Raw genomic sequence first — 24,945 nt, forward strand, 5'->3', positions numbered from 1 at the left:
AGTGTTTAATCCGTAATTATATTGAACCCTTTCAGTATACCAGAACAGTTCTGACAAGCAGGGAACGGGTTACCCGTTTTGTCATAGAGTTTGTATGTTGCAAGGGTAATATCATCAATTGTTGCGGATGTATTGTTCAAGTACCAATTTGCCGCCCGCACTTCAGCGTGTAGCCCAGGTGCACCTGCCTGCGTAGCAATGCCATTGCCTTTTTTCAGCTCGGTTTTTAGGTAATCTAATATTCGTTGCTTGATAATGGGGTGCAGAGGCTCCGTCCCTTTGTAGAACTCTTTTTCTATGTACTCCACGTATTTCTCAGGGTTTTTGACAAGTATACTTTTATTGACTTCTTTCCACTCAACATGTGTTTCTGCTTTTTTTACCATTTTGCCAACTTCACTTGGCTTCCCGGTAAAGTTAAAGAATTCAGGTGATTTAGGTAGTTTGGTGCCTGGTGCAAATGCTTGAGAAATAGCCTTACGGTTATGAGGCAGTGGTGTTTTACCATCGCCGTTCTTTAACAAGTCTTTTGCTTTTGCTTGTAATGTTTTCGCAAAATTGGTTTTTTCTCTTGCAGCTGCAATTTTCTTATATTGATCTACTGTATTTTTCTTCAGTAAATGACCAATATATTTAGCCCCACCAAACACCAATCTAAGAGGCGCACTCGAGTAATTTCTCAAGCTAGCAATCAGTGGAACATAGTCTAAATAGTTCTCTTCCTTTCTATCAAATAGAGTCCGTAACTCGGTAATACCTTGTACTGTGTCATATTGTTTATCTGAAATATCTGCGTTAGCTTGTTTAAAGGCGGTGTACGGATCAGTGTCTCGTGAAAGCTTGGCCAGTGCCCCCCAATCGTAATGGATAATTTCCCCTTGGGTAGATTTGTATTTGGCCACCACAGATGCACCATATTGCTTAGTTAATTCAGCAACTTGTTCAGGTGTTCCGTTTTGCAAAGTATCCATTATGGCGATGTCTTGCAGTAACTCTAGGTCGGCACCTGTCAGAGGTTTGTTGTGATACTGAACACCTTTAAATGCGTCGGGGATATGTACGCCTGCATCCAATGCTTCTTTTACAGTAAAGCGGTGTGCACGAGCATGCAGTAAAATATTGTGATGCTCTAGTACGGCAAGTAATGCTGTCGCTCTTTGATATTGAGGTGACATCTCTCGGATCAATGCTGAACGAGTGATGGCTGTACCTTGATTTGCCGTTCTATTGATGACTTCAGCTGAACCTTTTGCGACGAAAGCTGCAAGACCAGCGGCTAATCTAGCCAAGTCAGCACTTTGTGCTTGAATTGCACCAAGTTCTTTCATTGCTTGCTTCATGCTTCCCCATTGATAAATTTCTTGAGGAGTGAGGCGTGCTGTATTCATATACGCATATAGCTCTTCCTGAGACATTTGCGTTGCATCTATACCAACATGCTTTTCAACCCAAGCTGCTGTCGCTTCCCCTTGTGCTGTGAGTTTGTCAACTTGAGGGTCATATTGACTTGCAACAAACTTGGCTGCTACAGAACCTGCGGCACCAGCTGCACATTGCTGAGAACGGTTAGAGTGTTGGCTACTTACATTAGCGAGTAAACAACCTGTCGCAGCGTGCGCAATGTATTTCGCAGCAGTTGACAAAGAGGTGCTTTCTATATTGGCGGTTAAGGTTTCTCCCAGCGCACTGACAGCACTTGCTTTGAGAGCATTGACAAACGAATCTGATAGATCGTCAATACTGCCGCCTGAAATAGCAGTCTCAATACCTGCTTTCGCTGCAGACTCGATAACAACTTGCAGTGATTGATTGCCTAGAGAGATCAACGTGTCTGTGCTCATAAGAGGGGCGTTAGGATCGTACTCGAAGAAATCCAGTCCATCTAACTCCTGCATCACACCAGCTGTGACCATTGAAATCGCAAGTGAACGCAAGTTTTCACTTTCAGTAATAGACTTAATTGCGCCATCAATACCTTCGCCATTTGCCAAGCTGACAGCTGCTTGGGTAGTAAGCGTTGCTGCACCTGCTGACAAAGCCGCAGCCGAGAAAGTACCTTTGCCAACAGCTGTAGCAATTGCGCCTTTAGAGCCTGTAATTCCTGCGCCTGCTGGCCCCATTGCAACAGAAACTGCTATCGCAATGACTGCCATTGCTGCTGGGCTTAGTGTACTGGTCGTTTCATGCTTTTTGATCCTTTCAAGCTTGGTATACACAACATCTAGCATGCTATTACACTGCTTGAATTCTGGATCAGCTTTTATAGCTTCAAACGCATAAGGGTTGATATTTCTCGGTGCTGAGGTCAATGATTGTGGAGGACATGCATATTCAGGATCGTTATAAAGATCAGACATCCAGCTCAAGCTTTTGCTTGATGCAAAGCCATTGACAATATTAGAGACAGATTGGCCTTCTTGTTGCCCAAACTCAATACTGATGCCATGTGTTGCGTTAATTTTAACGCCACCAACTATTTCATTGTATACGGCTGTATCTTCAGTGTCTTGGATAGTCTCTGTTTTGATTTTCCAAGTACCTTTCCTTACTTTGTGGTAAAAGTAATGGTCTTGTTGCTTCGCCATGAGGAGATTAACTCTGCCATTGCGAGCATCGATGTGAGTACCATCGGTTGAGGTGATTTCAGTTGCTTTAAGCGTGATATCGCCATATTCAGAGGCAATAAGTACACCTTTACCCGCATCCAATGCGGAGCGTATAGCAATGGTTTCAAGCTCTTGTTCTGTCTCTGTTGTTTTTCCCCACTTACGGTTCATATCGCGTTGGTATTCATCAAACTCATTTGCGATGTAAACCCCGTTATTAGCGAGGATTTGAATGACGCCTTTATCTGCGTGTAATTTTGCCGCATGGAGTTCTACAACACCTCCAGCGAGCAGTTTGATACTGTCAACAGCCGATAAGCGAGATACGAGGTGTTCAACTGTTTGCGTATTTTCAGAATAACCCGGTCGTGTATAACTTCCAGCATAAGTCTCTTTAGCCGACTTAATAATGATGTTGTTTCCGGCATTGAGTGCAATATTATTACCTGAAACTTGAGCACCTTCTAACACGATATCATTGCTGGTTTTGATATAGATATTGTTGCCTTCTAGTTTGGCAATTTTTCCTAGGCGTGTTCCTTGAGAGTAGGGGGTTTCATAACGATGAACAAGTGTTTTCTGTACGTAATTGTTGGCGAAAATTTTAACGTTTTTCGACGCAGAAAAGTGACTAGACAGATTTGCAACGGTACCACCGGCCAAAAGGTTTAAGTCGCCATCTGCGATTATGCTGCCGTCTGTGACAGTCATGTTTTCAACAGATCTTATTAACGCGTTACGGTAAGTGTATAGGTTAGCAGTATCAACATTGATTGATTTAAATTCATTGCTCTCGCCGTGGAACTCTACTTGGTGCCCATTGACTTCTTGCGCTTCGATGGTACTTGAAGTTAAGTGTACGACAGGTACTAGCACGTTTACTGAGCCAATCGTTCTTGATTCAGGCCAAATAAAGTTTTTGCCAAATTTATCAATTTGTGCCTGTGAAATGGCATCTCCAAATTTAGCGGCACCTGTTTTTGAGAATTCATATGCCTTATTGTATAAATCATTTATTTGGTTTGATTCACTGGTGTATCCAATCAGCAAATTACGATTTAGTTCGTTATATATTTGCGAGCGAATAAAGCGAGATTGTACAAAGTTATCACCGACCATTTCTTGCAGTGGGTAATGTGGAATAATCACCGTTAGTCCTCGGACTTGGAGCGGTATCATAACGGGTGGCTGCAAAGCCACTTTGTAATTATCTTTAAGTCGCTTAAAGAAAGTTTCAATATTTTGTGTGGTTGAGGTATTAACCTTATCCTCAACGTAATCTGACTTTTTGTACAAGTAGCCATCTCTAGCGTACGAGCGGGTGTATTGTGGGTTTGACAATTCCGCTGCTACTTGCTCATTGGTAATTGCCCAACCAATTGTAGGGAGCATCAGTTGGCCTAACAACATGAATATGTTGAGGCAGGCCGTCACTTTTTGCCACATGGGAACCTTTTGTTCCCAAGATTCTTTTTCTATGTTTTTTTCTTTCATGATATTTGCAATTCCAAGCCTATCACTTCATTAAGGTTGCAAGCACAACAGAGGTATACACATGCTCGCTTTCAAACTTACATTTTATGCCGATTGTATTGTTGTTTCTTTCACAATCTGAAACGCTAGGCTTTCCTATGTCGTCAATCGCACTGTAGCCAGACTTACGGTATGAGTAATTAACCTCTTTCTTGTCTGCACTAATTTCATAACCAGTCAATACAATAGAGGTTGGTAGCCAGTGAGAGCCAATTGTGTTTGGTGGTGGAGTATTTAGATAACCTTGAATACGCTTGTTCAGCGCGTCTTCGATTTGTCTTGCGGTATAATTCGTGCCATCGATGTCTTTATCTTTATTCTTCTGATCTACTAAAGTTTTTAAGTTCACAGTATGGGTTTGATTACTACACGCAGGCTGTAAAACTTCACCATCGCCTGGCAGAATAACCATGCGGCAGGTAGTCACAACAAAAGTTAAAATATCGCCGTTGGTAGATTGAGAGGAGACGATTGCAGAGTTGCCAATTCCATAGTTGTATTCAAATGTTTTCATATACTTGATACCTTCATTTTTCTTTTCGGTACCCAGTGCATCTAGATTTGTCACATTTAAATCACTACTCGAAGGCAGATCTTCTTTGACGCCGTATACACCGCCATGGAAAGACAGAAGCGTTTCAGACTCTACAAAAGTATCTATTTTTTCGAAGCGGCAGCGTCCAGTTGTTTGACAATATTTAGTGTCAGCATAAGTGGCTGTATATGTATCTTTTGACAGACGTAATCCAATTGAAGAAAGCTGCAAGTTATTGAAATAAGCTTTTGAAAATACTTCTGTATAAGAGAACATATTGTTGAACTCTTGTGTCGAGCGAGCATTGTGCGTGCCATCACTGACTCTTAATTTACCGAATACGATGATTCGACCAGGAGGCGAATAGTGGTCTATTTTTGAACGACTGCCTTTTTCTGATGAGATCACGCCAGTTTTAGAGTCGTTGGTGTAACTTACGCCCGAATAGTATCCAGTTTCGACGTCTAATCTGTAGCGTTCGTTAAATACTTTATTACTATTGATATCAAAGACACCAGACTGGCTAAGGCTTAATATTGCAGACGAGTTAAGTATGTACTTAGGCGCTTTAATCTCAAGCTTGTTCTCGGCTTGGAACACAACATCGTTAGACCTTGCTGAGCTTACCTTGATGCCTGAACTCCAATCAGATGCACCTCTTGGAATATTGTATGAATTAATATTCTCAAAGGCTTGTGCATCGACTTGAATTGAGTTGGCATAGATTTTAGCGGATAGGTTCGAATGGCTAACCTCTTTGATTTTTTGAACCTGAGAATTGTGGTAGATACCCTGAGACAGGTTCTCGTGATCTCTGGTTAACTCCAATAATGAACGTGTCGTGGCTAAGTTCTGCCCACTACGACGAGTGCCATTTGCCACAATACCTTCTCTAGATTTCAATATAAGTGAGTTAGCTCTGATGATACCGCCGTAGCCGTTGGCAATATCTTTTTGCGTTTCTACGACTAGGTTGCGTGCATTGATGTTGTTCTGGTTTGTAAAGTAATAACCTGAAACTTTGATATCAGTTGCTTCAACTTGACCAGAATTACTCATTCCAGAACGAGAGATAAACTCTGCGGCCCCTGAGTATATGACACCTTGATTAATGATACGTGATAGAGAAACCAACTTAAGGTTTTCGTCGGAGTATAGTTTACCGTAGTTGACTATATTTGGACTTACGAAAAAACCACGACCATGACCCCAAGATTGAGTTTCTTCTAAGGCAGCGCTTTGTAGTTCTTGCCCAAGTGGTTCAAAATTAAACGGGTCACCCACAGAGAGTTTACCAATATGTGAAATAGCAATACCTTCACCTGGGACAAATAAGCCATTGTCAGAGTTACTAGAAGATAGAGCTTCGGTTACTGTGTTGATATTGGTATTACTTGCAATTGTAAGGTTCTTATTTGTTGCAACTGAAAAGCCTGCACTTTTGTATTGACCGTTTATCGTTGCGTTATAAGCTCTTGAGTTATATGGCAGCCTTTGAAGGCTAGGGCCTGTTATTTTACCGTTAGAGTAATTGACGCTATATCCCCCTAAATAAAGAGAAATACCACCTGTACCTACCTCAATATCTCCTGATTCATCCATAATAAGGTATTCATTTTTATGATTCAGAGCTTTTAAATTGATGTCGACACGAGTATTACTTGAAGTAATCAGATTATCGGTATAAAGCTCAAGAGATTGAGCGCCTCTTGCATTTAACGTTTTGATGTCAATTTGACCACTTTGGCTGGCGACTATTCTATTTGAATAAAATGAACCTGAAGAAATGCTAATTCGCTTTGCGTTTTCGAAGTTACAATTTGTACAGGTAACCTTATTCGCCGAAGTAATTAACAGGTTTGCAGGATGCCCTAAAACTTCTATTTTTGAGTTGATATTAATGCTGTTAGAGAACTTGAGGTGAAACATATCTCGTTTAGCATCACCATTATAGATAATTAGAGGCTTATTAATGTTAGTAAGTGCTAAGTTAACAGTAGATGAGTTACCCTCAGGGGTAATTGCATACATACTGTCTAAGTTAGACAAGGTATTTGCGTGCGTCATGCTCGCATATAGCCATGCTGATATAATAAATATGACTCGATTCATACAGTAATTTCACATATTGGTTTATTTTTGGTTTTTTGGTTAATGGGTGTTTCCCAAAGGTTATTTTATTTACATTGGTGTTAACTTGGAAGTGGTGATTTTAATTTTTTTTGATTTTTCATGGTTTATAAAATCATTCATAAATCAGGCGTAAATCAATATTGTAAATGGTGTGTTTTCTTGATTTGAACTGAGAAAGGTTGATTGTTTTTAAATTGTTTAATTATATATTCCAAAACGTTCGCGCTGAAATTGTCTATTTAATTTTCCTTGTTCTCGGTATGGGGTGTCGCTTTTAATAAGATGAATTGTTTATTATATTTTCAAGTTTTAATTCAGAATAAGTTGGCGGTTTTTGTTTGTGGAATGAATTAGAATAATGACGGCGGTGCTTGTTAGGTTGTAGATAATTGTTACTCAATAAAAGGTGCTGCCCATTGGTTCGGTATGTTGATAAGCCAGTTTATTACTGGGTGAGTCATGAGAAGTGAGGGCCTAGCAAGCACATAGAAAGAGATGAAGTAAATCGTTTAGGGCGTATATTAACGTGCATTTAAATACCTTTTGGCATGTTTAATGACGCTTGTTAGTCTCAATGTAAGCATTGGTAATAGACGTCGTCACCGCTAGTGTTAAACCGCAATGCTTATGCCGCTGTATTTTGCTAGTTGTGACGGCTAGAGTAATCAGCCTGTGAGGTGTAGGCGTGACTTTTGTCTTTTCGAACATTTGTATTGTAAACAAAACTTGAACCTATCAGGAATTAAAAGCGGTAAATATAATATTGTTTTACTTGCGTTACCTATAACTCTTTTGAAGCTATTTTTGCGACATTGCGAGCTTTTTTACATATTTTAAATTACGCCTAATTGCTTTTGTGTTGGGGTGAGTCTTCCCCAACGATTTTTGTAAATTAACTAGTGCCTGTTCATAGTAGCCAATGGCCTTATTATAGTTGCCCTTATGCAGCCAAGCTGAACCTAAATTGTTGTTGTCTACAGCGACACTAGGGTGGCTTTCACCAAAGGATTTGAGGTCACTTTGCAGTGCCAGCTCAAAATAGCCAATAGCTTTATCATAGTTGCCTTTATCATGCCAAGCTAAGCCTAAGTTATTGTGGCCTACCGCTACATCGGGGTGGTCTTCCCCAAAAGTTTTGAGGTCACTTTTTAGAGCAAGTTCATAGTAGCCTATAGCCTTATCATAGTCGCCTTTACCATGCCAAGTTGTACCTAAATTGTTGCGGGTAATAGCTACTGCAGGATGGTCTTCCCCAAAGGTTTTGAGGTCACTTTTCAGAGCAAGTTCATAGTATCTAATAGCTTTATCGTAGTCGCCTTTTTCATACCAAACTGTACCTAAGTTATTGCGGGTAATAGCTACTAGGGGATGGCCTTCTCCAAAGGTTTTGAGGTTAGTCTTTAGTGCAAGTTTATAATAGCCAATAGCCCTATCATAGTTACCTTTACCTTTCCATGCTGAGCCTAAGTTATTGCGAATAGTAGCTACCCTCGGGTGGTTTTCACCAAAGGTTTTGAGATCACTTGACAGCGCGAGATTATAGTAGTTAATGGCTCTATCGTAGTCGCTTTTATCATCCCAAGCTGATCCTAAGTTATTGTGGATAGTAGCTACCTTGGGATGGCCTTCACCAAAAGCTTTGAGGTTAGTTTCCAGAGCGAGTTCGTAATAACCTATAGCCTTACCATAGTTGCCTTTACGTTTCCACACTGATCCCAAGTTATTACGGCTGGTAGCTACAGAGGGGTGGTTTTCATCAAAGGTTTTAAGGTTATTTTTTAGTGTGAGTTCATAATAATCAATGGCTTTTTGGAACTGGCCTAAAGTTTGAGCTAGTAAACCAGCCCTGTTGTTATAGAGTGGGTTATCAGAGGAGAGCCTGGCTGCTTTTTGGAAGTGAGCGAATGCTTGGGCAAACCGGACTTCTTCATAAGCGATTTCTCCACGTTGATAACTGGCTTCGGCCAGTGCTTCTAGTGTTGCTTGTTCACATTGCGCAAACTGAGCAAACAACGTATCTGCTTTCGCTATATTCCCTTCAATCAAGGCCTGTTTAGCCTTATGGTAAAGATCGGAACTGACCGTATCTTGCAAAGATTCTAGACGTTTAATTTGTACTTGTAGTTGAGCGATATGTTGTTGATATGCAGTTTCGATATTAGAAAGTTTTGACTTTAATCCAGATAACTCAGATTCAAGTATTTTTTTATTTTCATCATGGGCTTTTTTGAGCTTCTCAGTGATTTCCTTTTCCCTACGTTTTAATCCGGTTTCATATTGCTCAAGAGTAATACCGTGAATATGTTGCACAACATTTCCGCTACCGTTATGAACTGTGTGTCCGTTACCATCTATGTTTACACCCGGGGATCCTCCCTTGTCAAAAAATAATGCAATTATGAATCCGCCGATAACAGTAATGAGCGCCGCTGTAATTGCGCCTTTTGCGCTAATCCGAGCGCCTTTAACCCCAACTCTATTATCTTGGTCGTCATCGAACATAAAATTTTCCTTTTACTATTACGTACCAGCGTTTTAATAAATTTCAAAATTGAACCGACATTCAGGTTTGAGCTTGAAGTGGTGCTGTTTCAGTTGTGAATCAATAAATATACTAATTCATATAAGTAGGAAAATAAATTTGCCACTTTTGACTTTTACAGGAACTTCACTCCAGACCAAATAAATGTTACTTAGCGATTCAATCTAACCAAAGGGGCCAGAGTTATTGATTTGAAATCAAAGCTATCTGGTGAGTGAGTTTGGTACTTTTTAGATATCGATGAATTACCAAGTTAACGCTTCAAAAGCATTGAAAAACTGACAACTCATAGTAATTAATGGCAGTGTCCAAAAGTTTTCCCCAAAACTGATCTTAAACCTAGAAAAAATATGATGTTCTAAGTGTTGGGAGAAAAACTAAAAACCACAGCAGTTGAGTATTGAAAATAACGAAGATAAATAATTGAATAGGGGGAGGAAAAGCTGGTCGGCATAGCAGGATTTGAACCTGCGACCCCTGACACCCCATGACAGTGCGCTACCAAGCTGCGCTATATGCCGACTTGGTTTTTCACTATAATGATTTTATTTGAAAAGGCAATAACTAATTGGTTTGTTTGGACATTAAATCATCATAATACGAAGATCGTGCAATTCAAAGTCTATTTTAGGTTGATTTATTATCAATGGGTTTTCGGGTTGCTCGCTGGTTGTGATCATCCAGAGCGAAACATGGGATTGTACTCTTCTTTATTTAATTGGTCGTTTGCGTTTCAAGCAAGCCCTAAGTGTTTTCTAATACAATAATCCTAATTTCAACAGTAATTTAATGGTTTATTCCGATTTCGATATGTCACGATCGTTAGCTTTGTTAGAATGCGATCAAGAAAAAGAAACCACTTAAATACCCAAAGATAAAAGGAAAAGATATGTTAAAACAAGCTCTGCTAATGGCACCTGTACTCGCAGTATGTTCGGCCAGTGCTACTGTTCTGGTTGAGAACACAGCAAGTAGCAATGGTACTCTGGTTAATGCTGCAGCTAATGAAGTTGTGATTGCGGGGGTGGCTAGCAACCTTGATCAACAACCTGGTGCGGTAGCACTGCAAAATAATCAGGACGGGACATTTACTATAAGTTTTAAGGAGTGGGAGTACCTAGATGGCGCTCACGCAGATGAAACTATATCGACACTCACTTTGGGTGTTGGTACGCACACGATGCAGGATGGTTCAATCTGGGAAGTGGGTACGGTCAATTTGAGTTCGGCGAGTCAAACTTTTAATTTTGCACAGCAGTTCGACCAAGTCCCTTACTTATTTTTAAGTCCTCAGTCTGACAACGGTGGGTTTGCTTATGTCGCTCGAGCAAGCAGTGTCAATCAAATTGGTTTCAATGCCAAGGTTCAGTTTCAAGAGCTGCAAACTAGCGCTAATACGCGCAATAATCAAACTGTTTCATATTTAGCGATTTATGCGCCAAGTAAGTCTGGTAATTTAGATACAGGCGAAGTGTATAAACTTAACCAGATTAAAGTGGATGAACTACCAGTACAATTTGAAAGCCACGAGCTGTTTTTACAAGAGGAGCAGTCTCGTGATGCAGAGCTTGAGCATGTACATGAAGTGATTAACGTACTTGATATTAATGGCCATTTATTCGCGCAAGATATCACGTCAATAGGGGGAGATACCGCCACAATCCGTGCAAATAAGAACGTTCAACCTGCTCTTGGCAACACGAGTTGTAAGGCTATTTTAGATAAAGACCCAGCTTCGCAGTCTGGCTACTACACGCTAGATCCGGACGGGGCTGGCGGCCTACCTGAGTTTACTACTTTCTGTGACATGGAAATGGAAGGCGGTGGCTGGACTTTAATGGGGATCCGTTATGTGCCGGGTAAAGCTTACAACCACATTCATAACTTTGAAGTACTTTTCACGGCGACCCAAAACATTACATCGTTTGATGACAACTATCACCTAACTGATCCACAGTGGGTTCATTATAAAAACAACAGCCAAGAAATGATGATCACAATGCGTGATGTGGGTGTGTTTGCTATCGCAGATATTGCTGTGCTCAATAATGCGAGTTGCATTCCGTTGCAAGATACATTGGGTCGAAACCACGGTATGACGGGCGAGCATCAGTTTAGACTCTTCTGGCATGAAACCTCAGGATGTAGCGGATCCGGTTCAGATTATTCGATGCTTAACTACCACAATATTTATGCATATGTTGGTGGCGTATATAAAGCAGGTAATGTCGCTGGTATTGCCGTAGAGCAAACAACATATATATTTGTTAGATAATATAAAAAAGGGAGCAACCCAGTGGGGGGCTCCCTATTTTTGTCGTGTCAACAGTAACTTAAAAACGTGCTACTAGCCACTCATCGTCGTGGCTAAAATACAAAGTACGGACTTTGCCTTTTCCCTCAACGTTTACCATATTGACCTGTGCAGGCCACAAGTCGCGTAACGAGCCGTTGTACATTTTTATGCCGGTGATTGCGCTTGGAATCTTGGTTTCTTGGTAGACCCAAAAAAACTTACCCTCTACTTCAAAACCTACGTTCGTTAAGCTGATGTCTTTGTCGTCCAGTGTTTTCAATTGAAAGTGTTTAGCGACATAGTCAGCAAACTGCTGCTGTGTTTTTTTGGCATTGAGGATATCAGCCTTTTTATCAAACAAAGATTGCACGGCATGCTCGGTATCATGCAGATAAAAGCGATGCATGATCTCCAATTGCCCAGAGTTTTTGTTGAATAAAACGGTTGTTTCCGCGGCCTTTTGTTGGTGTGCAAAGGCACCAGTGCTTAATAGCATTGCAGCGGCTATGATGATCAGTTGAAGATACTTAATCATTGTGTATCCTCTGCTTTTTCACCACTTTTTAGTTCAGTTTTGATATCTTGCATAATATCGCGCTTCACTTTGGCTGCGCTCTTTTCCTTTTTGTAGGCCTCAACACGAGAAGGAATAATACGACGTGGGTAATGGTTGTTTTCTACATCAACATCGGCAGTTTCCCAGCCTGGGTCAACAACAACTTGTGTCAGCACCTTATTTTTGTCTGTGACAATCAGCTTTCGAACATGTTTAGGGGTTCTGCGCCAAATCTCTGCCGGGATATACTGGCTCTCTTTACTGCCGTCTTCATAAGTGAGTTCAAGCAGGATTGGCATCACCAAGCCACCGATATTTGAAAACTCAAGTACGTAGTAGTTTTTGTCTTCTTCTAAAGCACGAGAGAGTGTTTTGCGCTCCCAAGGTTTTAAAGAGTCAAGAAACTCTTTGTACTCATTGCGCTCTTTATTGGTTACGGTAAAGCGGTCATTGTCGTCATAAAAGTCTCTGATATCAGGGTTCATTTCAACCCACAGTTTTTTGCCCTCGGCTTTGTTGCGCTCAACGAACAACGAAGATGGTTTGTCGTTTTCAAACTGTCGCTGACGCGAAAAGTCGATATCAGGGTTGTGGGTGTCTAAGCGCATTTGGTATACCTTGTCGATAGAAATATCAACATGATCAGTTGAGTAGAACCATCCGCGCCAGAACCAATCTAGATCCACGCCTGAGGCTTCTTCCATTGTGCGGAAAAAGTCAGATGGGGTAGGGCGCTTAAATCGCCAGCGCTCAGAGAATTCTTTGAAAGCAAAATCAAATAGCTCGCGACCAAGTATGACTTCACGTAAAATATTCAAAGCCGCGGCAGGTTTAGTGTAGGCATTAGGGCCTAAATTTAATACGCTGTCAGACTGAGTCATAATAGGGACTTGGTTCTCAGACTTCATATATCCAACAATATCTCTAGGCTCTACACCCCATGGAATGTTTGGATCCCATTCACGTCCTGCAACACCATCTAAGAAGCTATTGAGGCCTTCGTCCATCCACGTCCACTGGCGCTCGTCGGAGTTAACTATCATTGGGAAGTAAATGTGACCGATTTCGTGGATCACAACACCAATAAGGAAGCGTTTTTCTGCTTGAGAATAAGTACGAGTGCCATCATCTTGCAGCTCTGTACGTGGGCCATTGAAGGTGATCATTGGGTATTCCATACCACCAACCGGGCCATTTACAGATTGTGCTGTTGGGTAGGGGTAGTCAAAAGAAAAGCGTGAGTACACTTCCATGGTATGGATCACAGATTCCGTTGAATACTTTTTCCAAAGGTCGCCACCTTCTTTTGGATAAAAAGACATGGCCATAACCATTGGCATCTCTTCACCACCTTGCTGGTAGCCGCGTGCATCCCACATAAACTTACGTGATGACGCCCATGCAAAGTCACGCACGTTTTCGGCTTTGAACTTCCACGTCTTGCGCTTGTTAGACCCTTCTTTTTCGTTTTCAAGAGCTTCTTCTTCAGTGACAATAAACACTGGACGTTTAGCTGTTTCAGCTTCTTTGAGGCGCTTGCGCTGAGTTTTTGTTAGTACCTGTTTGGCATTGGTTAAAACACCTGTTGCACTAACGATATGGTCGGCAGGTACATCAATCTCAACTTCGTAGTCGCCAAACTCCAAGGTGAACTCACCACGGCCCAAAAACTCTTTATTTGTCCATGCCTCATAGTCGGTATAGGCATGTAGTCTAGGAAACCACTGTGCTAAGAGGAAAATGTCGTTGCCTCCAGGGCGCGGATCATCGGCAAAGTGTTCATAGCCAGAGCGTGCTGATACAGCATCTTCTTCGACGATATTAAATGCAAAATCAATGGCAAATCTTACCGAGTCTCCTGACTTGAGCGGTTTAGGCAAGTCGATACGCATTTGTGTACCAACGAGTGTAAAGCTCAACTTTTTGCCTCGGTGATCAGTAACCGCGCTAATTTCATAACCTAATTCATTGTCAGCCATAAATTGTTGGCGTCTTAATTCGCCAAGGCTGATTTTTGCTGGTTTCTTTTCATTTCCCGGCTTAGTGTAAGGTCCACGTCGACCAACACCACCGAAGTTATTGGCCATATTCGCTATTGAATCATCTTTAAAGATGTTTTGATCGAGCTGTACCCACAGGTATTTTAATCGATAGGGCGAATTATTATGGTAGGTGATTTTCTCATGGCCTGTTAAACGACGTTTTTGCTCGTCCAGTGACACCTTGATTTTATAGTCGACCTTTTGTTGCCAGTACTGCTGTCCAGGCTCTCCCGCTGCGTTGCGATACACATTTGGGGTAGGCAATACTTCATCTAATTGACGGAACTTGTCTTCGAAGTCCCCTTTCGTTTGATTAATTGCTGATGCATTTACAACACTGGAAAAAATCAGTGTTGCAAAGGTGGCAATCAGTAATGATGTGTTTGTTTTCATTTTGTTTTCTTTCTTTGATCCGCTTACTAAAAAGCTGTTTTACAGCTGTGTTGGTGATTTATGTTGTGTTGCCCCTCCTTAACATGCCTTGTAAATTGGGTAAAAAATAATTTATTACGATGCTGTTGTTAAGCAATTAGCGATGGGACGCCAAGCAATCAAGCAGAGTGGACTCTGTATCAGGACAAATACGATTACCGATAATTTCAATGCGACTTTCGCTACATTCATCCAACTCGATTTCCGTGGTGCCATCAGCAGTTTTGTTGTAACCAAAAATGCCTTGTGCAGTGATAAACACGGCCTTTAGCCGCAGCGCATCTACTCCTGTGATAAATGTTCGTAACTTTGCGCGGTCAAAAATTTGATCCGGTGCAAATCGCCATCCAACGCTTGCGAAGCCTTCTCCCTCATTTTGGGCGCTAAGAAAACCTTCTTCAGGGAAGGGCTCTGCGTTAATATCACGAGATGTATCTGTTTGATGGTGATGATGGTGGTGACAGGGCGGCTTGGTAGTACTTTGCGTTTTACCGCTCAACCACTGAGGGTCCAGCTGACCATGTGAACAGAACTGCACGGTTTTGTCGTTAAAGTTTTTGTCTGTTAAATAGTTCTCAAGGGTTGTTTTATGGTGTGCGTTGTACAAATCAAGTTTGTTACCAACAACCACGTCTGAGATGGAGATCTGCTGATTAAAAGTGGGGTGATCTGTGAATCGTTTGTCTTCTAGGTTACGAGCATCGACTAGCGTGATGACTTTTTCGAGGCTGAGTAGTTGCTGGTAATAGTGGTTAGACAGCAACTGCAACACTTCGACTGGGTGCCCAAGCCCGGTTGGTTCAATAAGTAACCTGTGAGGGTTGGCTTCTTTGAGTAATTGATTCAGGGCAATTTGCATCGGTAAGCCTGATGCACAGCACATACAACCGCCGGGGACTTCTCGGATATAAACTTGTTGGTCTTTTGGTTTGCTAAGCAAGTTGCCATCAATACCAATTTCACCAAACTCGTTTACAAGAATAGCCCACCTCTCGTTTTCGGGTTTGTGACTGAGAAGATGTGTGATGGCAGATGTTTTGCCAACACCCAAAAAGCCAGTGATGATGTTGGTTGGGATCGCGGAGATCGGCTCATTTTTACTTTGCATTACTTGCTCCAAATTATGCGCATCAGAGTGACGACTGCGCCCTAGTATATTTGAAATGTTATACTATAACAATTGTTGTTATTCACCGAATAGTAATGTAGTTGGTGGTTAGCGTTCATAAATGGCTGCTGAGTGGTTGAGATTGCAGCTGTGGCAGGGTTGTGTGGAAATAAAAAAAGCGGCAGATTGACCGCCGCTTTTTGATAGCACAAATATTATTTGCGCCAAATCCCTTTTGGCAGGGTTTTAGCTATCTCTGGTCGACTGCTTGGGTCAAATTTAGGCGTTTTGCCTTCTTTTAGCTGTGCTCTGTAGTCTTTGGCAAGCCAAATAACAATGCCAGATAGCATAAATAGCGCAGCGACGTTAACAATGGCCATCAGGCCCATAGAGATATCTGCAAGTGTCCAAATAAGGCCAAGTTCGCCTACGGCACCAAACATTACCATGCCTAATACACAAATACGGAAAACCATCATCGCCATTTTGTTTTCTTGTAAGAACATCAAGTTGGTTTCTGCATAACTGTAATTTGCCACGATAGACGTAAATGCGAAGAAGAAAATAGCCACTGCGATGAAGATGGCGCCCCATTCACCTACGTGTTCAACCAGTGCAGCCTGTGTAAGCGCAATACCAGTTACGCCTGAGTCTGGTACAAGCTGGTTTGAAAGTAAAACCAGTGCCGCTGTCGCACTACAAATAACAATGGTATCTACGAATACACCAAGCATTTGTACATAACCTTGTGATGCAGGATGGTTTGGGTTTGGTGTAGCACTGGCTGCAGCATTCGCGGCACTACCCATACCCGCTTCGTTAGAGAATAAACCGCGTTTAATACCTTGGATCATCGCCTGCATAACCGCGTAGCCAACTGCACCACCTGCGGCTTGTTCTAGTCCAAAGGCGCTATTGATGACCTGCATAAATACGTCCGGGAGTAGTTCAAGGTTGCTGAAGCAAACATAAAGTGCCACCATCAAGTAAGCCAATGCCATAAATGGCACCACAAGCTCAGCAAAACGAGCGATGGTTTTAAGGCCACCAAAAATGATGATTGCAGAGCCAATAACCAGCAAAATACCCATTACATACTTAGGTACATCGAATGCCACTTCAAAAGCTGCTGCAATGGAATTTGATTGTACTGCGTTAAATACTAAACCAAAAGCTAGGATAAGACAGAGTGAGAATAAGATCCCCATCCAACGCTTGTTAAGGCCGTATTGCATATAATAAGCAGGGCCACCACGGTAGTTACCCTCTTCATCTTTGACTTTGTAAAGCTGAGCAAGCGCACTTTCAGCAAAGCTGGTTGCCATACCAATAAGTGCAATTAGCCACATCCAAAAAATTGCGCCAGCACCGCCTAAATAGAGTGCAACGGCAACGCCCGCCATATTGCCTGTACCGACACGTGCTGCGAGTGATGTACAAAAAGCTTGGAAAGAGGAGATCCCTTCACCTGCGTTATTTCGGCTATTGGCCATGACTTTGATCATGTGCGGAAACTGGGCAAATTGAATAAACCCAAGTCGTATTGTAAAGAAAACACCGGCTGCGATGAGTAGGTATATAAGAATATGTCCCCACAACAGGCCGCTGATTTGGTTAAAAAACTCAGCCATCGGATATCCTTTATTTAAGGTAACGAATAATTTTGAGGGCGTAACTTACCACAACTTGGCATGTATACGAAATTACTGCGCTGAATTCAAATGTACAATATTGTTTGCATAAGCCTTATTTATAAGGCCTATGATGGTAATGCAGCCACTAAGAAAGCAGCTTAGGCCAAGATAGATTTTCCAAATCAGGGAAAAAGCTCAGTGCTTGTAATTTATCTGACCAGCCCAGTACTAGCGATGTAATGTCTGCCAAGTAAGGCATGGCAAAGTAAATGCAGCCAGCTGACACGGCAACCTGTGACAAGGAGGTAATAGGGTATCTTAAATCGAGTAATTTCATTGCTGTGCCAAAAGAAGCCTTGAGCTCTTTGTTGTCAATGTCCACGCTATAGCATTCATCTAAGATCAGATGGGTAAGCGCACCTGTGAATACAAAAAAGCTGGTCAACAATGCGGTATGTAATGAGGTACCGAACAAAATAGAGCCGTGAAATGTAAGCAGACTAAACATCAGAACGGCAGATATTGAATGCAGGGTTGCTCGGTGGACAGTGAAGTGTTCAAAAATCGGTTTTATGAGATACATAAAGGTGACGTAGACCAGCAATCCAACTAACCAAGTTTCTGTTACCGAATTAAATTCGTAATTGAGTATAAGAATACCGGCAACCAAAATTGCAAATACGCTAAACAGACTATTTAAAGATCTGGATTTGTCCGAATCAAGATCTGGTAATAGGCCTGCAAGTGCCCCAACGATAAACAGCCCAAGTGCCCCAAAGCCATTGATCTCCGCCATACTAAGCAATACTGAACTCAAGGTCGCACTCACGACAGTCGATGCTTTAAGATGTGTAGAAAAATTTGCCATTTTACTTCCAAGTAATTGATTAAGTTAACGAATAAAGGACACTTTTTGTTTTCATCTAGTGTACAGCAAAATTGACCTTGCGCACACGTCTAAGGGTGACTTGAAGTAGTTTGAAGGAGTAATTACGAAAGTACGCTGAGTTTATCGTCAAAGATATTACATTGAGGTGTGTTTCTAACAACTGAGACTGTAATAAGGTGTAATGTTCTTTATTCATACAGTTGGCTAGCCTAAAGCAATTAATCACGCTAGATAAGCGTATAAGCCGAAATTCGATGTTGAGCCTGTCAAGAAATGACGTTAGGAGTGAGCACACAATGCACTTTCTCAACCCCATGTTGCAAAACCATCCGATGGAAAGCTCATTTATTCAGACATGGCTTAATCGACTCGCAGATAAATACACACCGTCCTTGTTTCAATCTTATGCTAGTACTTCAGGGCATGTCGAAACTGGACCTTATATTGATATTTATGACGCTCGCCATGGTAGTGTCATATATCGTGAATTTTCAGATGTCTTAAACACAGTTGAAGCAATATCTATCCATAATGGCCAATTGCTGAACTTTGGCTCGTTTGCTGAAGTATATGGTAGTGCTAAATCCCATTCGGCGATGGTGAGACTACACCGATTGTCGCCCGGAGAGGCGATCTCGCCAAGTTGCGTTAATGTGCACTGCTATCTTGTGGAGTCTGCTTTGTGTCGACATTATGCAGACCTTGGTTTATTTGGGTTGTGTGGCAGTGCAAAGCGTGTACTGCAAGATTACAACTTGGATTATATACATAACGCGCTTGATTATTTAAATTGCAGTCTAGATAAACACGACTGCTTATTTTGCTTTGGCTTAGATCCTTACTTGCTTAATTGGGGTAAGCCTTTGGGAGAGCTGAATGTAGCAGCACTCGACGCGCTCGATTTGGGGCGTCCAGTTTGTATCGTAAGCAACAACTTTTCAGTGGCTTTTGTAAACTCTGATCTGATCAATCAAATTAGGCAAAGCGCGATAGGTCACTCACCTTCGTTTCAGAGCTTTATTGATTCAATAAACCAGCATGGTTACGTCAACGCTGAAGGCATGTCTATGTTGCCATGGGCATTCAGTGAAAAAGAATTATTATGGCATTTGAGTGATTTGCCAAACACATTTGGCGCCATAGTTGAACTTGGTCGAAAGCAAGGCGTAAGTCATTTTGAAGTGGCACTACAAAGTCATTTTGTCGATCTATTGTTTAAAAATTTGGTATCGAGTGAGCCCCCTCAGCGGGCTTTCTCAGCATACTACACATATCAAAGTTATATAGATGAATTGGCGCGTTTGGATCACTGTGAAGTGATGAAAACTCCGCAGTTAGTTCGTTTAAATAAGACCACATCCGTCGCTCTGACAGTGGGTCGTCTTGCCACGTGTGGCTATAAATGGGTACATGACTATCACTATGACGAGCTATTTGTACCTTGCAGCAGTATTTTGCGTAACGGCAGCAATTTGTGCTTACACAGTGACTTTCCTCGAGAGCCTGTTTGCCCTCTCCGGCTAGCGGAGATCGCAACAGAGCGTGATATTGAAGCTATGCCCAACAACTACTCTTGTGACGAGCGGACACTCGACCCTGGGCAATGTATCACGCCTACTGAGGCACTTAGGGCTGTTACCCATGGTGCAGCATGGCATGCAAAAATAGCGGGTTTTAATACTGAAGGCGGCGCTGCACATTATATGAAGCTTGACGGTGATCCGCTTTGTGATAAAAAAAGGTGGCGAGATATCAAGGTCACACTGCTCTAGTTTGTACCATATATGTACAAAAACACATTTAGAAACGATTTGTATCCAATTCGTGACGGATCTTCATTCTAAAAAGTGCTTAAATTTAAGCTGTAATGGAGTGTAATAATTTCATATGTCACAATGAAGTTAAGTTTCAGTGCTAGGGTGCAATTATGATTGTAACTATATTTAAATCATTATTTTTTAAAGCTTTGAAGAATGAAGCTAGTAGAAAAATAGCTAAATCAGTGGTGGATGGGTGTGTCGACAAAGGAGTCGACTATTTAAAAAATCGCGGACAAGCAAACACCTCTGAGGGAGCTTCATTTGATACCCATGGCTTAATTACCGGGTTAAATAATCTGACTAAAAGAAATTTACCTGATGGTGACTATCCATTGAGGCTGGAAAAGCAAACCTTACTTGTTACCATGCGAAACCAAGGTATTGTTCATATCCAATATCTAAATAGCTCAATGACACAGTAATTTTCCCCCACTTAACTTTGCATGCCTTAGGGCTAGATGTGTTTTTAAGGTCCTCGTTTAACTTGTTTTAGCGGTGTAACACCGGTGCTAAAACACGTGTCTTTTGAAGAATAATTCAGTTTTCTAAATACCAAAATAAAGAATTTAATAAGCTGTTTATGAAATAATAATATATAAAATATATTGTATGCAATATTGCGTTTATGTTAAAAAAGTGTTCCCGGTTAGCGGGTTTGGATACACACATTAAAAGGTAATATTATGAAACTAAAAGCAATTGCTTTATCAATGCCGTTGTTGGCGTGTAGTTTACAAATACATGCTCACGACGTTGCACAGCGTACATTTAAACCATTGACAACATCACAGCCGATTCAATTAAACCATGGTGACGAGCATAAGCCACAGCATCGTGATGACTCACCAACAGCACAAACTGAAAATAGGCACAGCGCACAAACTATTTTAACAGCACCTATGATGGTATCTGCCAGCAATGTCGCAATACTACAATGTGATATTAATCAACTGGCGCAGGCTGGTGCTGGTGACATTGCAACCGTGGTAGTGCAACAAGGTGCAAGTTGCGTCAATGAGCTATTTAGTGCTTCCAGTACGCTTCAAACATCGGTATTTACCACTGCTAAAATGAGCGCAGTTGCCCAATACGCAAAGTCATTGGCCGCTGCCTATGATGGCAACGGGAGTGCCGAACTTGAGGCGCTATTTCTATTCATTCGAGCTGGGTACTATGTTGAGTTTTACAATGATTCTGTCAGTTTCGGCGCTGAGTTAAAGGCGATCGTGCGCAGTGCCATAGACGGTTTTGTTAATAATCAGCACTTTTATAACAATTCTGATGCACACGGTGAGGTGCTTAAAGAGGTCATTACCACAATGGACTCGTCAGAAATGCAAGATATTTATCTACCTGTTGTAAAATCTTGGTTAAAAAAATGGGGCCAGAGTTACGCGGACAAGTGGCATATGCGAAGTGCCGTGAATGGGGTATTTACCATTCTTTATCGAGGCCAATGGAACAATGAGTTTGTGGCATTGGTGCAATCAGATACTGATCTGGTTGCAACATTAGAAGCATTTACCAAGCAAAGTTGGATGATTGGTTCAGATGCAGAATATTTGATTGTTAACTCTGCCAGCGAACTGGCAAGGTTAAAAAACTATAAGAATGCGCCTATACAACCGCTTATTGATACTGCCCTTAAAGGACTATTTAGCCGTTACGAAAGTTTTGGCTATGGTGATGGTATATGGTTGGCTGCTGCCGATGTGGCAACTTATTATGCGGATTGTGAAACGTTTGGCATATGTAACTTTGAACAAGCACTGACGGAAAAGGCGCTGTCTCAAACTCACCAATGTAGCTCTACGATCCGGATCCGCTCACAAAATATGACACCTGAGCAGCATCTTTCGGCTTGCCAAACAATGGCGTTGGAAGAGACTCGCTTTCATACCATGTTAGCCACCAATCAAGTCCCTGTAGCCGATGATAATAATACCATGTTGCAAGTTAATATTTTTGATAGCAGTGGTGATTACGGCAAGTATGCCAAAGCGATTTTTAAAATAGATACCAATAATGGTGGTATGTATCTCGAAGGTGATCCGAGTAAAGTTGGCAACCAAGCGAACTTTGTTGCATATGAAGCGAGCTACGCAAAAGCGGACCACTTTGTATGGAACCTAGAGCATGAATATGTCCATTATCTTGATGGGCGATTTGATTTGTATGGAGATTTCAATGCGCCGACAGAAGCCATCGTATGGTGGAGTGAAGGGGTAGCTGAATATGTCGCCAACTTAAATGATAATCAAGCGGCCATTGATACCATTAAAGATGGCAGTACTTATCGATTGAATGAAATTTTTGCTACCACGTATGCTGGATTTGATCAGGATCGGATCTATCGCTGGGGTTATTTGGCTGTTCGCTTTATGTTCGAGCGTCACTTTGAAGAACTCAAAGTCATGCTCTCTCAAACTCGACAGGGGAATTGGCCAGGCTACAAGGCTACTGTTGATGACTGGGCACAGCGATATGACCATGAGTTTACGCAGTGGACACAAGAACTCGCTGGAGGTAGCGACAATAAAGCGCCAATCGTATCAATCAATGGCCCTTATTCAGGCAGCGTTGGCAGTGAAGTGATATTCAGTAGCCAAGGTAGTTCCGATCCGGAAGGTCAAGCACTGTCCTACTTATGGCAGTTTGGCGATGGTAATCAAAGCACAGATGCAAATCCAAGACATAGTTATCGCAGTGAAGGAACTTTCAATGTTTCACTAACAGTGAGTGATCCGCAGGGGGCGCAAACCAGTGCATCAACCACAGTGTCAGTATCTCAAAACGGTGATGAAGTAGTTGTATTACAAAAGGCACAGGCAGTCTCAGTAGCTGGACAGCAAGATGGGTTAAAATACTTCAAGATTAACCTACCCGCGGGTGCGACAGACTTCTCTGTCGCATTGTCTGGAGGAACGGGAGATGCTGACCTTTATGTGAGGCATGGGCAACTCCCCACGCTGAATGACTATGACTGTCGTCCATATGTCAGTGGCAATGCCGAGCGCTGTGATATTGCACAGCCGTTAAGTGGCGACTACTTCGTTATGCTGCGTGGTTACAACGCGTTTGACAACGTAACATTGATTGCAGATTTCACAGGGCCTAGCGCAACACTGCCAGATGTGTGTAAAACTCAAGGCGGTTTATCCGGTGGGAGAGTCACAGCGGGTACACCGGTGTGTATGGCAAGCCAAGAGTCACTGTGGTATAGCTTGGAGAATGTTCAAGGGCAAGGCTCTATTAGTATTGAAACTGCGCACGGAAGTGGAGACCTGACATTGGAATATAGCAATCAAGGTTGGCCAAATGAGTCAAATGTGGAAGCCCGTTCGGCAAATGAGGGCAATGGCGAGTGCATCAACTTGTCTGGACAAAGTCAGTACTGGGGGTATCTCAAAGTATCCGGTACCCATCAGGGCGCAACGCTACTTGTTAAGTATAATGAGGGGAGTTGCAGCTAACTTTATTGTTTAAAACTTGATGACTGAACGGTGACAAGATAAATTTAAACTTAGAACCGTTTAGTCATTATTAGAGTTTATGTTGCTGAAGATACTATTGCTGTGTGCGCTTGTCTTGACGTCATTAAAAGTGATGGGGGCGCAACTTGAACGGCTTAACCTGTATACATATCATGATAAGCCGCCTTATATCGAGAGCTTAGTTGCAAAAAAAGGCCTGTATTTTGATATCGTCAACTTACTGAATGAATTTCAGCCAAATATAAAATATGAGCTAGTACTTTTGACAAAAGAGCAGATCCGCAGAGATTTAGATAAAGACAGCTTGGACGGTGCAGTATTAGGTGTAAATCCTGCTTGGTTTGGCGATATTGAGCTACAAAAGTTTATTTGGAGCGATCCGCTTTTTTACGATACTGATGAATTTGTATCGAGTATAAAAACACCGTTTGAATACCATGATCAAACGTCCCTACATGGAAAGAAATATGGCGGCGTTGAAGGGTATTATTATCCAAAATTAGACGAAGCAGAACGACGAGAAAAGCTCACACGTGTAAATGCACAAAGTGAAAAGCAACTGCTGGAGCTTATTTTACAGCAACAGCTGGACTTCGCGGTTGTAAGTCGACCAACATTTTTTTACTTTGCTAAGAAAAACGGCTGGTGGACGAGTCTGTCACTGTCACATCAAGCTCATCAAAAATATTACAGAGCACTGCTTGTGCCAAAATCGCAAAAGCAAAAATTTACCCAGTTACTCAATACAACGGGTTCGATTGGATTCAAAAAATACATGAAAGAACTGGTTAGTTCGTACCATATCGCTGAGTGACGTAGCGGGCCTAATACCCGCTTTGGTCTCGTTACCAAGAACCCGTGTTTGGCATTGAAAGCCAAGGTTCTTGAGGGGGAAGTGGCTCATCTTTTTGTAAAAGCTCGATGGAGATCCCATCAGGTGATTGAATAAATGCCATGTGGCCACATCGAGGAGGGCGGTTTATAGTCACCCCTGCTCGTTGAATCTTTTCACAAAGGGAATAAATGTTATCGACCGCAAATGCGAGGTGACCGAAGTTTCTACCGCCAGTATAGTCTTCGGTATCCCAGTTATATGTAAGCTCAATGGTAGGTGAGAAGGTTTCTTTTGCTTGCTCAAGTTGACCAGGTGCTGCTAAAAAAACCAGTGTGAATCTGCCTTTTTCGCTTTCTTTGCGTTTAATTTCTACGAGCCCTAATAGGTCGCAGTAAAACTTAAGTGATGCGTCTAAATCTTTTACGCGCACCATGGTATGTAAAAAGTTCATAATATGCCCCTTGTGTTTATGCCCAACATAATATGGGCA

The 24,945-nt window shown here is 41.9% G+C and carries 14 protein-coding genes and 1 tRNA gene; 5 read left to right on the forward strand and 10 right to left on the reverse strand.

From position 1 onward, the window contains the following. Positions 1–5 precede the first annotated feature (5 nt). The 4 genes from J8M00_RS04110 to J8M00_RS04125 all read right to left on the reverse strand — a co-directional run bounded on the left by J8M00_RS04110 (position 6) and on the right by J8M00_RS04125 (position 9,870). Entirely contained in the window at positions 6–4,100 is a 4,095-nt protein-coding gene (locus tag J8M00_RS04110; protein WP_211009075.1) for a DUF637 domain-containing protein, read from the reverse strand. A gap of 22 nt (positions 4,101–4,122) precedes the next feature. Beyond that, positions 4,123–6,786: a hypothetical protein gene (locus J8M00_RS04115; protein WP_211009076.1), complete on the reverse strand. Its 2,664-nt coding sequence runs from the start codon at positions 6,784–6,786 to the stop codon at positions 4,123–4,125. A gap of 819 nt (positions 6,787–7,605) precedes the next feature. Beyond that, positions 7,606–9,309 (reverse strand): tetratricopeptide repeat protein, encoded by a 1,704-nt coding sequence (locus tag J8M00_RS04120; RefSeq protein WP_211009077.1) that lies wholly within the window; start codon positions 9,307–9,309, stop codon positions 7,606–7,608. A 484-nt stretch (positions 9,310–9,793) separates the two neighbouring features. Next, positions 9,794–9,870, reverse strand: a tRNA-Pro gene (locus J8M00_RS04125). Between the two features lie 368 nt (positions 9,871–10,238). Here J8M00_RS04125 and J8M00_RS04130 point away from each other — a divergent pair. Further along, positions 10,239–11,624: a fibrinogen-like YCDxxxxGGGW domain-containing protein gene (locus tag J8M00_RS04130; protein WP_211009078.1), complete on the forward strand. Its 1,386-nt coding sequence runs from the start codon at positions 10,239–10,241 to the stop codon at positions 11,622–11,624. Positions 11,625–11,682: 58 nt separating this feature from the next. Here the strand turns inward: J8M00_RS04130 and J8M00_RS04135 are convergent, their stop codons facing one another. From J8M00_RS04135 to J8M00_RS04155, 5 genes are all read right to left on the reverse strand, one after another. Beyond that, entirely contained in the window at positions 11,683–12,180 is a 498-nt protein-coding gene (locus J8M00_RS04135; RefSeq protein ID WP_211009079.1) for a DUF6702 family protein, read from the reverse strand. Beyond that, complete coding sequence (locus J8M00_RS04140) at positions 12,177–14,636, reverse strand: M1 family metallopeptidase (RefSeq protein WP_211009080.1); 2,460 nt, start codon at positions 14,634–14,636, stop codon at positions 12,177–12,179. Before J8M00_RS04140 ends, J8M00_RS04135 begins: the two co-directional genes overlap by 4 nt. A gap of 136 nt (positions 14,637–14,772) precedes the next feature. Further along, positions 14,773–15,783: a CobW family GTP-binding protein gene (locus J8M00_RS04145; RefSeq protein ID WP_211009081.1), complete on the reverse strand. Its 1,011-nt coding sequence runs from the start codon at positions 15,781–15,783 to the stop codon at positions 14,773–14,775. A 215-nt stretch (positions 15,784–15,998) separates the two neighbouring features. Continuing rightward, positions 15,999–17,414: an alanine/glycine:cation symporter family protein gene (locus J8M00_RS04150; protein ID WP_211009082.1), complete on the reverse strand. Its 1,416-nt coding sequence runs from the start codon at positions 17,412–17,414 to the stop codon at positions 15,999–16,001. A 148-nt stretch (positions 17,415–17,562) separates the two neighbouring features. Beyond that, positions 17,563–18,285 (reverse strand): metal-dependent hydrolase, encoded by a 723-nt coding sequence (locus J8M00_RS04155; RefSeq protein ID WP_211009083.1) that lies wholly within the window; start codon positions 18,283–18,285, stop codon positions 17,563–17,565. 317 nt (positions 18,286–18,602) lie between these two features. On the opposite strand from J8M00_RS04155, the gene J8M00_RS04160 reads away from it, so the two are divergent. The 4 genes from J8M00_RS04160 (at position 18,603) to J8M00_RS04175 (ending at position 24,434) form a co-directional block, all read left to right on the forward strand. Continuing rightward, positions 18,603–20,078 (forward strand): hypothetical protein, encoded by a 1,476-nt coding sequence (locus tag J8M00_RS04160; RefSeq protein WP_211009084.1) that lies wholly within the window; start codon positions 18,603–18,605, stop codon positions 20,076–20,078. A gap of 155 nt (positions 20,079–20,233) precedes the next feature. Further along, positions 20,234–20,548 (forward strand): hypothetical protein, encoded by a 315-nt coding sequence (locus tag J8M00_RS04165; protein WP_211009085.1) that lies wholly within the window; start codon positions 20,234–20,236, stop codon positions 20,546–20,548. Between the two features lie 261 nt (positions 20,549–20,809). Continuing rightward, positions 20,810–23,599: a collagenase gene (locus tag J8M00_RS04170; RefSeq protein ID WP_211009086.1), complete on the forward strand. Its 2,790-nt coding sequence runs from the start codon at positions 20,810–20,812 to the stop codon at positions 23,597–23,599. 79 nt (positions 23,600–23,678) lie between these two features. After that, the gene (locus J8M00_RS04175; protein WP_211009087.1) at positions 23,679–24,434 is read left to right on the forward strand and encodes a transporter substrate-binding domain-containing protein; all 756 of its coding nucleotides are present in this window, start codon (positions 23,679–23,681) and stop codon (positions 24,432–24,434) included. Between the two features lie 31 nt (positions 24,435–24,465). Here J8M00_RS04175 and gloA read toward each other — a convergent pair whose 3' ends face one another. Then, on the reverse strand, positions 24,466–24,906 hold the full coding sequence (gloA, locus tag J8M00_RS04180) for a lactoylglutathione lyase (RefSeq protein ID WP_211009088.1): 441 nt from the start codon (positions 24,904–24,906) through the stop codon (positions 24,466–24,468). Positions 24,907–24,945: the final 39 nt, after the last annotated feature.

This window comes from Pseudoalteromonas luteoviolacea (genome assembly GCF_018100925.1).
Taxonomy (GTDB): Bacteria; Pseudomonadota; Gammaproteobacteria; order Enterobacterales; family Alteromonadaceae; genus Pseudoalteromonas; species Pseudoalteromonas obscura.